Below are 15,940 nucleotides of genomic sequence, written 5' to 3'. Positions count from 1 at the left end.
AGCTAATAAAAAATCATCGGAATCTAAAAATGCGCAGGACAAGCAAGCAGATTTTTCAATCTGCTTGCTTGTCCTTATAACGTGGCATTACGCCAAGCGATAGAAAAAAGAGGTGTCGGTTCTGGGGTTCGTGTTGCGTCGCTTGCGTGGGTTTGAGGGCAAATTTCGCATGGGTGTTAGGTTTTTTGCGATGCAGGCTTCAACTTCGGCGACGGGTACATTCTTCCCAAAGAATTTACGACAAATTTGAGTGGCAACAGCGAAATTTATTTGATAAACCCGCTTTCTGGTAACTTTTTTTACAGCAATGCACGAGGTTATCAACTGTGTAAAATTGTATATAATCAACTTGGCGAAGATTTCTTGAAGAAGAAGCTTCGTCTTTTTGCTGTGAAAATACAGCAATCCGACGGTGAATTTCAAAGAGCGGAAGGACGTTTCGATACCCCATCGCTTGGCGTACAAATCCTTGAGGGCAGCAGAATCAAATTCACTTTTATCCAAATTTGTGGCAACCGTTTCGTAAGAATTTTCAGAAAGTTTAAAGCAAACGAGGCGAATATGTAACGGATATGGCTCGATTTTTTCATTTTTCTTTGTTTTGCAGGGTAAAAAATCAAATGGTGAACTATGGGCGATAAATTTCAGGTTTTGATTTTTGGCTTGCGCTGTTTGCTTGCGTGAAATGTGTAGCGTCAGTGAAACGTCAAACTCCTCACCAACAGGCAAAGATAATCCGTGACAAATACCGTTGCGTGAAGCAGAATCCTTCACTCTGACAAGGAATTTTTGCCCTCTTTCTTGCACATGAGCGAAATTATTGTACGATTCGTAGCCTCTATCAGCAATGTAAATGGTGGGTACTTTTGATTGATTACGTGCCACCATGGTGGCAAAGGCCTTGTTTTCACCCTTTTCAACCGTTGCATCCACGTAGGTTTTGCGCAAAATATCGTACATGGCGTTGAGGTGCAAAAGGTTAAAAGGCTTGGAGTCATTGGCCTTTTGATGGTAAGAATCCACTTCCTTTGGGTTGGTGGGAACGTGCAAACTAGAGCCATCCACAGCCAAAAGGCGGTAGCCACGGTGGGTGATGGGTTGGTTTGTTTCGGCAACAAATTGGTGGAATAAATCCTCGAAGGCAGTTGATTTGATTTTGTTTCGTTGTTGCACAAAAGCGGATACTGTAGGTGAGGATGAATGTATGCCGAATTGTTCGGATAATTCCCCATATAGTGTTTTTCCTGTGAGAGATAAGGTTGTTTCAATTACTTTTTCAAATGGTAACTTCCTATTTCGGGTGAAGTCTTTTTCTGGATTTTCAGCATATTTTACAGCGTTTTGCGAAAGGGCTTTTATGGATTTTTTTAGTGTTCTTTTTATGTTTTTTGTTGTGAATGTCATGTGTGCATCTCCTTTGTTATCAGCGTTATGCTCAATAACAAGGGTCGCCTTCATTGACTTTGGTCAATGAAGGCGACCGCACATTTTTTTGTAATTGTCAAGCTTTTTTTAAAAGGTTCTGGGTGTTTTTCTTGTAGCACCCAGGCTTATCTTAATGACATTGTCAAATGAACAGCTCCTTTTTTAACCCATTATTAAATAAAACGGCAAATGCGGTCAATGGCAATGTCAGAAAAACCAAATACTTCTGCCTTGGTCACCTTGCCATTGCAGACTGCAAGCACCTCTTCCAACAAGGTGGCACCAGCGTCTTCGATGCTGGCCTCCCCTTCTGTCACGGCGCTTAAATCCACATCTGTGTTGTCAATCATATTCTGAAAGGTCACACGGTTGGCAGTAATCTTCAACACTGGTGCCAAAGCATTCCCTGTGGGAGTGCCACGGCCTGTGGTGAAGCAAATCACCTGACAACCACCTGCCACCATAGCAGTGATAGACGCGATGTCATAACCGGGAGAGTCCATCACAATGGCACCCTTTTTGGTGGGGCGTTCCCCTTCCATCACCACTTCCACAATGGGACGGGTGCCACCCTTGCTGATACAGCCCAAAGACTTTTCTTCAATGGTGGATAGGCCGCCATCTTTGTTGCCGGGAGAAGGTTGTCCATGGCGGCAATTTTGCCCAGCACGGGCTAAATGCTCTTCATACTCTTTACAGATTTGGATGATTTTATCGTGAATTTCCTTGGTGGCACCACGGCGAGCCAAAATATGCTCTGCCCCTACAAATTCAATGGTTTCAGACATCATAGACGACGCCCCCAAGTCCACCAAACGATCGCTGACGTTCCCAACCACAGGGTTGGCACCAAAGCCGCTGGTAGCATCAGAGCCACCGCATTCAATGCCCATCATCAAATGAGATAAATCACAGGGCTCACGTTGTTGTAAAGAAGCGTTCATCACCATTTCACGAGCGGCACGGACAGCCTTTTCGATGGTTTTAATGGTGCCACCCTCTTCTTGGATGCCAAAAGATACAATGGGCTTGTTGGTAATGGCTTCAATTTTGGCCTTTAGTTTTTTATGGTCTACATTTTCACAGCCCAAACCGATGACCACCGTGCCATACACATTGGGGTTGGCGGCAAAGCCAGTGAGGATGATTTGAGTCATGTCCTCATTGCCCTTCACCTCGGCGCAACCAGAGTTGTTGATGATGTTCACCGTGCCATTAACTTGGTTTGCCACCACACGGCAAGTCTCACTAGAGCAAGCGCAAGTAGGTAAAATTAAAACGTTGTTACGAATCCCAACAGTCCCGTCAGGGCGCTTATATCCCATAAATTCCATAATCAGTTCCCTTTCCACTCAACCCAATTCGCTGGCGTAATCACGGGGCAGGCTATCCACATTCAAATGAGACACCCATCCACCAAGGGGAATATCCCGTTGGGCGGCGCCGATACTTTCACCGTATTTGATGATGCGTTCCCCTTGTCCGATGGCAACGATAGCAATTTTGTGACAGGGTGGAATTTCTTCACAGGTAACAATACGACATAGCTCCCCATTTTTAAAATAGTGAATGGTGGCGTTGGCGGCAGCACCGCCCACCACAGTCACCACATTGTCAGTGGGTTTGAGCATAATGGCTTCAGCTTTCATAAACCTTCCTCTTTCTCCTAGGTATCACACAAACCAAACAGGCTCTGCCCGTCGGCTATACATCTCTTCGAGTTCTTTTCGATGGTATATGTAATTGGGATCGTCAAAATAACGTACCCCCACAGGACATCGCTTTTCACAGGCACAGCATTTGATACAAATGCCTTGCATTTCCTTCACGTTGGCTGGGTTGATACTCCCCATAGGACAGTGCTGGGCGCACAGCCCACACTGGACACAACCATCCCCCACCTTAGGGGTTACTTTGCGAATATCAATGCCATTGCCGTGGCGATCACGGGGGGTATAGTAAGGATGGGGCGGATTGTTGCCAGCCAGTAATGGTATGTGGGTATCCCCTGCTTGTATTTTTTGGGCAAGAGCGGTTGCAAACTGCTCCACCTGCGCCATATCCAACTCGTCTGGACGATTGACTGCCAAGGTTTTAGAAAAGGAATGCTGGGCCACAAAGGCGCCACCACCGATGACCTGTCCACCAGCGTGTTCACACACCAACTGACCTTCGGTTAAGGCATCGTCAAAGTTACGGTTCCCATAAACCACCACAGGCACACAGAGCGCCCCAGTGGCCTCCATGGTTTGCAAGTACTTTGCCATCACATTGGGCAGTCGTCCAGCATAAACAGGTAGGGCTAAAATTACAATCTCACCAGCCGTGGCCACCAAAGGTGCTTGTCGTTCTTGCGGTAGGGTAAACGAGCGCTCTATTAGCGCCCCACCTAAGTGTCGCGCCAATGTTTTGCCAAGGTGCATAGCTATTTTTTCAGTGTTACCAACGGGACTAAAGCAAAAAACCTTTACATCCATATCTGTCACCAGCTTTTGTTAAATTGAGAAATCCTCTTCTTTTAATCCTTGTGTACGCAATGTTGCAGGGCGAGAAGGCACACGCTTCATTGGGTCATAGCGGAATTTCCGACAATTGCCCTCCACAGGCACAATGCCTTTTTTTCCGCAGACCACATCACGCTCAGAAACCCGTTGCCCATGGACACAGTAGCTACAGCTGGGGTCAATTTTTTTACGAAACAGCATAGCCTCCGCCCTTCTTTCTTATAAGGTGTATAGTTTCAAGATACCATCTTCGATGGTGGCCTTCACTTGAGAAATGGGTTGCTCATAATGGGAAATAATCTCCATCGCCAATGGGTCTTCCAACTCTTTTTGGATGGTGCGGCGCAAGTTACGAGCACCATATACCGCAGAATAAGACTTCTCACTGATCCACTGCACCAACCCATCATCATAGGTCAATGTAATGGCTTTTTCTTGCAAGCTTTGGCACAGTTCCTCCAGCATCATCTTAGCAATATAGCCGAAATCCTCTTCGCTGAGACGGTTAAAACAGACAATCTCATCCACGCGGTTGATAAATTCAGGGCGTAAGAACCCTTCTAATGCTTTCATCATGCGGTCACGGTTTTGTTCATTCATGGTGCGCCCAAAACCAACTGACCCTTCCTTACGGTCACTGCCAGCATTGGAAGTCATGACGATGATGGTGTTTTCAAAATTCACTTTACGCCCATGGGCATCGGTGATTTGTCCATCGTCCAAAATTTGTAACAACACATTGAGTACATCAGGATGGGCTTTTTCGATTTCATCAAATAAAACCACAGCGTAAGGCTTGCGACGGATTTTCTCGGTCAACTGTCCTGCTTCATCATAGCCCACATAACCAGGAGGGGCACCGATGATGCGAGAAACAGCGTGTTTTTCCATAAATTCCGACATATCCAGTCGAATCAGCGCCTCTGGGGTATTGAACAAATCGGTGGCCAATTGCTTCACCAACTCCGTTTTACCCACACCAGTGGAGCCTACGAAAATAAAGCTGACAGGCTTATGCTTGGCGGAAATGCCCACACGGTTACGGCGCACAGCGGCGGTGACAGAGGCAATGGCCTCGTCTTGCCCAATCAAATGGGCCTTCAATCGCCCTTCCAATTGACTCAAGCGGTGGAATTCTTCTTCACGGATGCGATTGGCTGGAATCTTCGTCCACAGCTCAATAACGTGGGCCAGATTTTCCATGGTCAATTGGGGGTCACCCTTTTCAATCAAAACATCCAGCTCGGTTTGCAACTGCAATTCCTTGCTTTTAATCTCCGCCATACGGGCATAATCCAACTCCCCATCATCAGTGGCGGCGATTTCTTCAATCAGCGTCCGCTCCAAGGCATAGTCTGCCATGGTTTTTTGAATGGTCATTCGGCGAGAGATATCAGGGTCTTTCAAGTTCAAGTCAGAACAAGCTTCGTCAATCAAGTCAATGGCCTTGTCTGGCAGGAATCGGTCAGTGATGTAACGTTCGCTGAGCATGACTGCTTGACGCAAAATCCCGTCACTCAAAGCCACGCCATGGAACTTTTCATAATGGGGTGCCAACCCACGGAGAATTTCAATGGTTTCCTCCAAGGATGGCTCGTTCACCGTCACAGGTTGGAAGCGACGTTCCAAAGCTGTATCTTTTTCAATGCTTTTGCGGTATTCATTAAAAGTGGTGGCACCAATGACTTGGATTTCCCCACGAGAGAGGGCTGGCTTTAAAATGTTGGCCGCATTCATGCTACCTTCTGCGTCCCCAGCGCCTACAATATTATGAACCTCGTCAATGACTAGAATCACATTGCCCAGCTTTTTCAGCTCATCAATCAAGCCTTTCATACGGCTTTCAAATTGACCACGGAATTGAGTCCCAGCCACCAAGGCCGTCAAATCCAACAAGTGGACTTGCTTATCTTGCAACTTAAAGGGCACATTGCCATCGGCAATCCGCTGTGCCAAGCCTTCGGCAATGGCGGTTTTGCCCACACCGGGTTCCCCGATGAGGCAGGGGTTATTCTTTTGGCGGCGGTTTAGAATTTGCACCACACGTTCAATCTCTTGCCCGCGCCCAATGACAGGGTCAAGTTTGCCAGCTCTGGCACGATTGGTGAGATTGATGCAATATTGGTCAAGGAATTTTTGTTTGTTGTCCTTTTTCCCATCTTTGCGCTCTTTTCCCTTGCTACGAGGTGGCTCCGCCCCTTCTTCTTGGGGTGGAACGGGGCTGTTGTCTCCAGAAAACAGGCGATTTAAAAAGGGGAAGGTGGCGGTTTTGCCTTCTTCCTCATCACCTGCTGGCAAATCCTCTACGGTTTCAATGCCATCAAAGGCACTGGACATTTCTTGAGAAATGGTGTCTAAATCTGCATCGGTAATGCCCATTTGTTGCATCATTTCCCCCACTTGGGGTACACCCAGCTCTTTTGCGCATTTCAAGCACAAACCTTGGCTGGTGGTGGCGTCCCCTTCCATTTTGGAAATGAACACCACAGCTATATTCTTTTTACATCTTGAACAAATTGTAGGTTGCATATTGTTGAATCCTCCAGATATTGCATGGTTGTTCACCCAATGTCATCCAGTTCTTAACTCAATGGCATTGATTATTCACCAGATACTACTTATTATAACACAAGACAAATCCTTTGTGTTATGCAAATTTTTCTAGATTATGGGGCGACTATTTCGGCACGCTCTCTACCAAAAATAACCACAGACCCATCACTTTGCATAAGGGCATGGCTGGCATAATCCAGCCCACCAATGGTGGCATACATAGACAACTCAGATGTATAAATCACCAATTTTTCACTATATAAAACAGCGATATAATTGCCAGAAATTGTGATATCCATCACTTCTTCGTTGATAGATAAGGAACCCAATTCCGTGCCACTACTGTCTAGCGTCACCAAACGACCTTCATTACCAGCTTGGTAACGATTGAGCAAAATGACAGAAAATTGTGACGTAGTACAATCGTATCCACGGAGATATTCCCCATCAAAATCATATTGCGCCACCAAATCGCCATCCATATTCACATACGAGAGCTCCGTGTCGCCCAAAAGAACCAAATTGTCCCCTTGCTGACCCACCTCTAAAGGCAACACCCCAGAGAGGTTGGCGCTATGGCTCATTTGTGTATCCGTCAACGGATAATAAAGCAATTGGGAAACAAAATCCGTTCCATCTGCCCCCAACGCCACCGCAATCAATGTGGTGTTGTCATCGCTGACATACCCTTCCAATACAAATCGCGTGGCCGAGTTAAAGGAGTAAATCAAATTGGACTTGGCATCGTAGACACTAGTGGTGGTTTTATAGCCAGAGCTTTCATGGGTCAAGGTCAAGTAATCACTGTGGTTTAAAGTGGCAGACACCAAACTGGCACCCCCCTCTATCACCCCTTGATACACCAACCCATTAGCATCGAACACATAGTAATCATCGCCCCCCACATCATAGGCCACCGCATGGTTGGTGCCCACTTCTAGGGATGGGTTTTGCATATAGCAAAGCTCCGTAAAGAGCAATTCACCACCAAAACTTTGCACTTCCACTTTGGTTTTAGACAGCGCCACCAAGGTGTCCCCTAGCAATACAAATTGGGTTTGGGTTCCGTCATCATATTGATAGGCCGTACTATCGTCGCCAATTGTGTAGGAGAAAAAGCGGTTGACCGCATCAAAACCTGTGCCGTCACGATAGGCCGCCACCACCACAACGGTGATGACAATGATGGCGATGATGCCAAATATACGCCCATAGTCTCGCTTTGGCTCTTTCGTTGTCTCATCCATTGAGTCGTTCATCTTCATACCATAACCTCGTCATATAAAGACCACCCGCTGGCACAGTGGGGCCAGCGGCAGAGCGGTCTCCTCGCTCTAAAATTGCAGGGATTTCCTCAGGCAGGAACTTCCCTTCTGCGGCATATAACACGGTGCCAGTGATGGCACGCACCATATTATATAAAAATCCATCGGCGCAAACCTTCAACTCCAACAGCTCACCGTTGCGGGCCACATGGCAATAGTGAATGGTGCGCACCGTGGTTTTAGTAGGCGTTCCAACAGAACGCACAGCCCGAAAATCATGGGTACCCACAAACATATTCGCCGCCCGATTTAAAAAGACTTCATCTAACTTTTTGGGGTAAAAATAGGCACGGTTCACATAAAACGGATTTTTAATTTTGGAATTGTAAATCCGATAGGTATACTCTTTTTTGATGCAAGAACCGATGGCGTTAAAATCCTCAGCCACCTCAAAGGCCGCCTCCACCGCAATGTCTGGCGGTGTGTGGGTGTTAATAGCTAGCGGCAACCGCTCCACTGGAATTTTGGAAGTGGTGCGGAAATTGGCAATATACCGCTCAGCGTGAACACCTGCGTCGGTGCGGCCACAGCCCACCAATTGAACAGGGTGACCGCAGATTTTCTCAATGGCAATTTGTATGGTTTCGCAGACTGAGGTTTCGGTTTTTTGTACCTGCCACCCATGGTAAGCGGTGCCGTTGTACATCAATTTTAAAGCAATATTGCGCATGGTTTCTCCTTCACTCTTATAAAATGAACGCCGCCACCAAAATCACCACGCCCAGTGCCAGTGCCACATAATCACGCAAGGCATAGCGGAGCACATGGAGCTTGGTACGCCCATCACCACCGTGGTAACAACGGCTTTCCATGGCAATGGCTAGCTCGTCAGCGCGGCGGAAGGCGCTGATAAATAAGGGCACCAACAAAGGCAACATAGCCTTGGCCTTTTGCATCAAATTGCCACTTTCAAAGTCAGCACCACGCGCCTTTTGTGCCGACATAATCTTATCGGTTTCCTCAATCAATGTGGGGATAAACCGCAAGGCAATGGACATCATCATCGACAGCTCATGGACAGGCACCTTGATTTTTTTCAAAGGGTTTAAGAGCTGTTCCAATCCATCGGTCAACCGAATGGGACTGGTGGTATAGGTCATCAAAAAGGTGCCCATAATCAGCAGTAAAATCCGCATCACCATAAAGCTTGCGTTGATAACCCTTGCCATGAGATTGAAATAATCCACCACGAGAAAATAGGATCACCAGCGGTGAAAAACAAGTTTAAAAGCCCTGTAAACACCACAATCAGCACCACAGGCTTCAGCCCACGCACCAACACTTTGAGTCCAACTTTTGAGACACGCACACAGGTCAATAGCACAACAGCCATCATGGCATAGCCATAGACCGTGCTGGCATTGAACAAGGCGATGACGTATAGGGTCACCAGAATGATTTTAGTGCGAGGGTCAAGGCAGTGCGCCATGGTATTGCCGGGAAAATATTGCCCCAACGTAATATCTTTTAACATGATGCCCCCTCCCCTCTCAGCACCAACAATTGGCGCTCTAAGGCTTCCACGGTATACACCGCAGGGTCGATGGGCAAGCCTTTTGCGTGAAGCGCCATGGCAACACGGGTCACCTGTGGCACATCCAAACCAGCTTGGGTCAAGGCCTCAGCGCAGGCAAATACCTGTTCAGGGGTGCCATCCATCAACACGTTGGCATCTTTGAGCACCAAAATACGGTCAACATTTTGGGCAATTTCCTCCATGCTATGGCTCACCAAAATCACAGTGGCGCCTTGATTGCGATGATAATCACGGATGTTGGCCAACAAATTGTCTCGCCCAGCAGGGTCAAGACCAGCAGTGGGTTCGTCCAGCACCAACACACGAGGCTCCATAGCCAGCACCCCAGCCAAAGCCACACGTCGCTTTTGTCCACCAGAGAGCTCAAAGGGAGATTTCTCCAACAAATCAGGGGTCAAACCAACGATTTTCGCCGCATTGCGGATGCAAGCATCCAGTTCCTCCCCTGTTTTACCCATATTAGTTGGGCCAAAGGCAATGTCTTTATACACCGTTTCTTCAAACAGTTGGTACTCTGGATATTGGAACACAATCCCCACTTGGAATCGGATTTTGCGGATTTCTCTTGGATTTTTCCAAATATTTTCCCCATCTAATAACACCTCACCACTGGTGGGCTTTAACAGGCCATTTAGATGCTGAATCAAGGTAGATTTCCCTGACCCAGTGTGTCCAATAATGCCTACAAAACTGCCTTCTTCAATGGCAAAATCCATCCCATTGACAGCGCTACGTTCAAACGGGGTGCCTGCACCATAGGTATGAACAAGGTTTTTTACTTCTAAAATCGGTTTTTGCATGGTTATTTCCTCAAAACACGCAGAATTTCATCAGCGCAGTCTTCCACGGATAATTGGTCAATGGCAACGTCAAGACCTTGGGCTTGCAAACGATAGAGCACATCCACCGTATCTGGCACAGTTAAGCCCAGTTTCCGCAGTTTCCCCACTTGGGTAAACACGGTTTTGGGTGTGCCGTCCATCACCACCTGTCCATGGTTCATCACCACCACGCGGTCAGCGTGCTCGGCTTCATTCATGTGATGGGTGATGAGCACAACGGTGATGTTTTTCTCGCGGTTCAATCGTTCCACCACTTCTAGCACCTCTCGGCGACCAATAGGGTCTAGCATGGCGGTGGCTTCGTCCAATACGATGCACGCAGGTTCCATGGCGATGACCCCAGCGATGGCAATGCGCTGTTTTTGCCCGCCAGAGAGCAGGTGTGGCGCGTGGCGCACAAAGTCGCTCATCCCCACCGCTGCCAAAGCATCGTCTACACGCTGGCGAATATCTGCACTTTCAACCCCCATATTTTCAGGGCCAAAAGCGACATCTTCTTCCACCACGTTGGCGGTAATCTGATTGTCTGGGTTTTGGAACACCATCCCAAGCGTTGGCGAATGGCCAATAGCAATGCTGGGTCTTGGGTGTCCATGCCGTCTATCAGCACTTGTCCACCTGAGGGAAGCAAAATACCGTTAAAGGTTTTGGCTAAGGTGGATTTTCCTGACCCATTATGACCTAAAACAACCACAAAAGAGCCCGTTTCTAAGGTCAACGACACTCCATTGACAGCCAGTGTAGGCGCGCCATCATCTTCGGTGGCAGGGTAAGAAAATACCAAATCTTTGGTTTCAATCATGGTTTTGTCCTTTCTAGGGGAAGGTTATTCGCTAAACCACCGACCAGTGGCACCGCAAGGCAATGCCAAACCAGTTTGGGTCACAGGCAAGCCCAGTTCATCCCAAGTGCACTTGCCGCCGTATTTTTCAGCCACCAACAAGTGCAACAAATACCCCAGTACTGAAGGGGCAAGACCTGTGGTGTAAGAGTTGATAATCACAAACAGTGGCTTGTCAGACAGGACACCTGCACACAGCTTCACAAAGGGATACAGGTTTTCTTCCAACTTCCACACTTCCCCACTGGGGCCACGACCATAAGAGGGTGGGTCCATGATGATGGCGTCATATTGTTTGCCACGGCGAATTTCACGCTCCACAAACTTGGCGCAATCGTCTACAATCCAACGGATAGGCGCTTCTTCTAAGCCAGAGAGCTTGGCATTTTCCTTGCCCCAAGCCACCATGCCTTTTGCCGCATCCACGTGGCACACCGATGCACCAGCCTTGGCGCAAGCCACGGTGGCACCACCCGTGTAACCGAACAGGTTTAGCACACGGATAGGACGGTCAGCATTGCGGATTTTATCCATGGCAAAATCCCAGTTAGCAGCTTGTTCTGGGAAAATCCCAGTGTGTTTAAAATTCATAGGCTTAACTTGCAAGGTTATATCACGGTAACGCATTTGCCAACTTTCTGGCAAAGATTTCTTTTCCCAATGACCGCCCCCCGTTTGAGAGCGTTGATAACGACCGTTGGCACGTTTCCAACCGGGATGACGCTGTGGGGTCTCCCAAATGGCCTGTGGGTCAGGGCGCACTAAAATTTGCTTGCCCCAGCGTTCTAGCTTTTCACCGCCACCGCAGTCAAGCAATTCGTAATCGTCCCAATGTTCTGCAATCCACATAAAATTTATAGTCCTCCATCTATCTGGTTCGTAAATATATTAAATCAGTATATGATACCACAAAATCACCCCTTCCGTCAATGGATTGGGTGTAAAAAAACGAGAGATAGCGCCGCTATCTCTCGTTCAAACTGCAGTTAAATGAAGTGTAAATTCTCCAAAACGCTAATCCATAAAAAAATGGTCAAAATGGCACCCAGTGAGGTGGCTGCCACAATCTGCCCTGCCAGCTCATAATCAGCGCCCATCATCTGCGCCATGGCTGTGGAGGACACTGCCGTGGGGCTAGCTGCTAAACAGAAAATAGGAATCAACTCAATGCCTCTAAACCCGAGGAAAATCCCTACACTGATATACAATAATGGACACGCAATTAGCCGCGCCACCGCACAAAACACCATCTGTTTCCACGAACCCTTCAACTGCTCCATACGCAAGCTGGCCCCCAGAGCCAGCAATGCCAACGGCGTAGCCATAGCCGACAAATCACTCATCACATCTGTGATTAAAACAGGTATTGTAAGGCCAATTAACTTTACAGCCAAACCTGACAATGCGGCGATGATAATGGGGTGCTTGAGCATACTTTTGCCGATGCGTTTGAAGTCACAACCTCGGTCAGAATACCACTCCAAGGCAAACACCGACAACGCGTTGATGATCGGCACCACAACCGCAATGGCCACAGCCGTAATGCTCACCGCCTCATCTCCATACACCGCTTGTGCCACAGGAATACCAAAGAGCACAAAGTTACTGCGGTAAATCCCTTGAATCATGGACGCACGCTTGGGGTTACTGGGCTCAATGCGCGGAATAATCACCATACAAAGCGCAAAGGTAATCAGAGATAAGCACAAAACTGTGGTAATCAGCTTTGGGGAGAAATCCTGTTCAAAATCACTGTTGTAAATGCTTAAAAACACCACCAACGGTAAGCAAAGCTGAAACACCAGTTGGTTCAGCTTCCCCACCGTGGGTGGGTCAATCTTCTTCACACGGCGCAGCACATAGCCCACAACCATAAATGCAAACAGGGGGAATACCACTGAAAAGGCTAATATCAATCCATCCATGTGTATCACTTTCTTTCTATAAAACCAGGCAGAAAACCATGGTTTCCTGCCCAGTTAAACACAATTTACTTGCCTGCTGCTTCTTTTTGACGCACCAGATAATCGTCATAATTGCCCAGATAATCAGTCAAAGCGCCTTGCTTAAATTCCATGATACGGTTTGCCACAGTTTGGACAATTTCATGGTCATGGGAGGAAAACAAGGTGACACCCTTATAGTCAATCAAACCGTTGTTGACGGCGGTGATGGATTCCAAATCCAAGTGGTTGGTGGGTTGGTCTAGCACCAAGGTGTTAGAGCCGAACAGCATCATGCGAGACAGCATACAACGCACTTTTTCGCCACCAGAGAGCACCTTCACAGCCTTAAACACATCGTCCCCAGAGAACAACATACGACCCAAGAAGGTACGCATAAAAGATTCGGTGGTTTCGGGGGTGTATTGGCTCAGCCATTGCACCAAGTTATCGTCGCAATCGTTGAAGAAGGCGGAGTTATCCATGGGGAAATAGCTGGTAGAGATGGTGGTGCCCCATTTGTAGGAGCCTTCATCTGGTTCCATTTCGCCCATAATGATTTTAAACAAAGTGGTGTTGGCAATTTCATCCTCGCCCACGAAGGCAATCTTGTCTTCACGGTTGACGCGGAAAGACACATTATCCAGCACCTTCACACCGTCCAAAGTCTTGGACAGGTTTTCCACTAGCAAAATGTCCTTGCCGCATTCACGCTCTTGTTGGAAGCCCACAAACGGATAACGACGAGAGGAAGAAGGCATTTCTTCCACGCTCAGCTTATCCAACAGTTTTCGACGAGAGGTAGCTTGCTTAGACTTAGACTTGTTGGCAGAGAAGCGTTCGATGAAGGACTGTAATTCCTTAATTTTTTCTTCATTTTTACGGTTTTGGTCTTTCATCATCTTTTGCACCATTTGGCTAGACTCATACCAGAACTCGTAGTTACCCACGTACATCTTGATTTGACCATAGTCCACGTCCACGATGTTGGTACACACGGTGTTCAAGAAGTGACGGTCATGGCTCACCACCAAAATAAGGCCTTCGTATTCCATCAAGAAATCTTCTAGCCATTCAATGGCGGCGATGTCCAAGTGGTTGGTAGGTTCGTCAAGGAGGATGATGTCAGGCTTACCGAACAAAGCTTGTGCCAGCAAAATCTTCACCTTTTCCTTTGCAGTCAGGCTAGACATTTCTTGGTACAAAATATCGTTGGAAAGGCCAAGACCTTGCACCAAACGGCTGGCGTTAGACTCAGATTCCCAACCGTCCATTTCGGCAAACTCACCTTCCAACTCAGAGGCACGGACGCCATCCTCATCGGTGAAATCTTCCTTTTCGTACAAGGCATCTTTTTCCTTCATGATGTTGTACAAACGCTCATTGCCCATGATAACTGTGTCTAGCACAGTGTACTCATCGTAGCGGAAATGGTCTTGCTTCAGCACAGACATACGTTCGGTTTTGGGGATAATCACTTCCCCTGTAGAGGGATCTAAATCCCCAGAGAGCACACGCAAAAAGGTGGTTTTACCTGCACCATTGGCACCGATGATGCCGTAGCAGTTGCCAGGGGTGAATTTCAAATCAACGTGCTTAAACAGAGGCACGCCACTAAAGTTGACACTGACGTCAATAACAGTAATCATGAATTTTTTCCTTTAAATTAATAGAATTGTTACACCGTATATGCACGATGGAATACTTTTTTGCCCTTTTTGATGATGATGCCGTCGCCAGCAAAATCACCTTGTGCATAGGGGGTATCAAAGGCGGTAGGCTTGCCATCAGCGATGGATACGCCACCTTGTTGAATCAGGCGTCGGGCTTCACCATTAGACCCCACCAGACCACAGGCTACCAACAGCTTGGCGGCAATTATCTTGCCGTCTTCAAACAAATCAGCAGTCAGTTCCGTGGCAGGCATATTGTCCAAAGAGCCACCGCCAGCAAACAAACCCTTAGCGGTTTCTTCGGCCTTTTTGGCTTCTTCTTCCCCGTGGACAAGCTTGGTCAGCTCGAAGGCCAGAATTTCCTTGGCACGGTTTAGCTCACTGCCTTCCCAGCCGTCCATGGCACGGATTTCTTCCATGGGCAAGAAGGTCAGCATACGGATGCACTTGAGCACATCGTCGTCGCCTACGTTACGCCAGTATTGATAGAATTCGTAAGGTGCGGTCTTGTTGGGGTCCAGCCAAACAGCACCGTTGGCAGTCTTGCCCATCTTCTTGCCTTCGGAGTTCATCAGCAAGGTGATGGTCATGGCGTGGGCATCTTCGCCCAGCTTACGACGAATCAGTTCGGTGCCGCCCAACATATTGCTCCATTGGTCGTTGCCGCCAAACTGCATATTACAGCCATAGTGTTTGAACAGATGATAGAAGTCGTAAGACTGCATAATCATGTAGTTAAATTCCAAGAAGGACAAGCCTTTTTCCATGCGTTGCTTGTAGCACTCAGCACGGAGCATATTGTTGACAGAGAAGCAAGCCCCCACTTCGCGCAGTAGTTCCACATAGTTCAAACCCATGAGCCAGTCGGCGTTATCCACCATTTGAGCCTTGCCTTCACCGAATTCGATGAAGCGCTCCATTTGGGTTTTGAAGCAATCGCAATTGTGGCGAATGGTTTCTGTGGTCAGCACGTTACGCAAATCGCTACGGCCAGAGGGGTCACCCACCATGCCAGTGCCACCGCCGATGAGCGCGATGGGGCGGTTGCCAGCCATTTGCAGACGTTTCATCAAACACAGCGCCATAAAGTGTCCCACGTGGAGAGAGTCAGCAGTGGGGTCAAAGCCAATGTAAAACACAGCCTTACCAGCGTTGATCATTTCCTTGATTTCTGCTTCGTTGGTCACTTGGGCGATGAGGCCCCGTTCTACCAGTTCTTCATAAATTTGCATATCTGTAATCTCCTTCAATGTTTGTCGGATTTCGTAAAAAACCCTCCATCCTCTTGGGATAGAGG

13 protein-coding genes and 2 pseudogenes are annotated in these 15,940 nt (G+C 47.7%); all 15 read right to left on the bottom strand.

Translation table 11 applies throughout. The annotated features are described in order from the left end of the window. Positions 1-87: 87 nt before the first annotated feature. On the bottom strand, positions 88-1,458 hold the full coding sequence (locus RFF05_RS00210; RefSeq protein ID WP_409966964.1) for an IS4 family transposase: 1,371 nt from the start codon (positions 1,456-1,458) through the stop codon (positions 88-90). 140 nt (positions 1,459-1,598) lie between these two features. Next, a complete protein-coding gene (locus tag RFF05_RS00205; RefSeq protein WP_409968468.1) occupies positions 1,599-2,759 on the bottom strand; it encodes a UxaA family hydrolase in 1,161 nt (386 codons plus the stop codon). 18 nt (positions 2,760-2,777) lie between these two features. Further along, a complete protein-coding gene (locus tag RFF05_RS00200) occupies positions 2,778-3,074 on the bottom strand; it encodes a UxaA family hydrolase (protein WP_409968467.1) in 297 nt (98 codons plus the stop codon). A gap of 24 nt (positions 3,075-3,098) precedes the next feature. Next, positions 3,099-3,902, bottom strand: coding sequence for an EFR1 family ferrodoxin (locus RFF05_RS00195; protein WP_409968466.1), 804 nt, complete (start codon positions 3,900-3,902; stop codon positions 3,099-3,101). 18 nt (positions 3,903-3,920) lie between these two features. Beyond that, positions 3,921-4,130 (bottom strand): hypothetical protein, encoded by a 210-nt coding sequence (locus RFF05_RS00190; protein ID WP_409968465.1) that lies wholly within the window; start codon positions 4,128-4,130, stop codon positions 3,921-3,923. 18 nt (positions 4,131-4,148) lie between these two features. Further along, positions 4,149-6,458, bottom strand: a complete 2,310-nt coding sequence (locus RFF05_RS00185; protein WP_409968464.1) for an AAA family ATPase — start codon at positions 6,456-6,458, stop codon at positions 4,149-4,151. 137 nt (positions 6,459-6,595) lie between these two features. After that, positions 6,596-7,747, bottom strand: coding sequence for a DUF5711 family protein (locus RFF05_RS00180; RefSeq protein WP_409968463.1), 1,152 nt, complete (start codon positions 7,745-7,747; stop codon positions 6,596-6,598). Next, positions 7,722-8,477 carry a tRNA pseudouridine(38-40) synthase TruA gene (gene truA / locus RFF05_RS00175; RefSeq protein WP_409968462.1) on the bottom strand — a complete coding sequence of 252 codons (756 nt, stop codon included), beginning with the start codon at positions 8,475-8,477 and terminating at the stop codon, positions 7,722-7,724. The genes RFF05_RS00180 and truA overlap by 26 nt, the downstream gene beginning before the upstream one ends. A gap of 16 nt (positions 8,478-8,493) precedes the next feature. Further along, positions 8,494-9,281: pseudogene (locus RFF05_RS00170) on the bottom strand (energy-coupling factor transporter transmembrane component T family protein). Next, complete coding sequence (locus RFF05_RS00165; RefSeq protein WP_409968461.1) at positions 9,275-10,144, bottom strand: energy-coupling factor transporter ATPase; 870 nt, start codon at positions 10,142-10,144, stop codon at positions 9,275-9,277. The pseudogene RFF05_RS00170 and the gene RFF05_RS00165 overlap by 7 nt, the downstream one beginning before the upstream one ends. 2 nt (positions 10,145-10,146) lie before the next feature. Then, positions 10,147-10,988: pseudogene (locus RFF05_RS00160) on the bottom strand (energy-coupling factor transporter ATPase). A 24-nt stretch (positions 10,989-11,012) separates the two neighbouring features. After that, complete coding sequence (locus RFF05_RS00155) at positions 11,013-11,876, bottom strand: class I SAM-dependent methyltransferase (RefSeq protein WP_409968460.1); 864 nt, start codon at positions 11,874-11,876, stop codon at positions 11,013-11,015. A gap of 137 nt (positions 11,877-12,013) precedes the next feature. Next, on the bottom strand, positions 12,014-12,952 hold the full coding sequence (locus tag RFF05_RS00150; protein WP_409968459.1) for an AEC family transporter: 939 nt from the start codon (positions 12,950-12,952) through the stop codon (positions 12,014-12,016). A gap of 65 nt (positions 12,953-13,017) precedes the next feature. Further along, entirely contained in the window at positions 13,018-14,619 is a 1,602-nt protein-coding gene (locus tag RFF05_RS00145; protein WP_409968458.1) for an ABC-F family ATP-binding cassette domain-containing protein, read from the bottom strand. A gap of 29 nt (positions 14,620-14,648) precedes the next feature. Further along, entirely contained in the window at positions 14,649-15,875 is a 1,227-nt protein-coding gene (tyrS, locus tag RFF05_RS00140; RefSeq protein WP_409968457.1) for a tyrosine--tRNA ligase, read from the bottom strand. Positions 15,876-15,940 lie beyond the last annotated feature (65 nt).

The organism is Bengtsoniella intestinalis (assembly GCF_039719005.1).
Taxonomy (GTDB): domain Bacteria; phylum Bacillota; class Clostridia; order Oscillospirales; family Oscillospiraceae; genus Oscillibacter; species Oscillibacter intestinalis.
The sequence above is the reverse complement of the archived record's forward strand: the minus strand, read 5'-3'. Positions and strand labels throughout refer to the sequence as shown.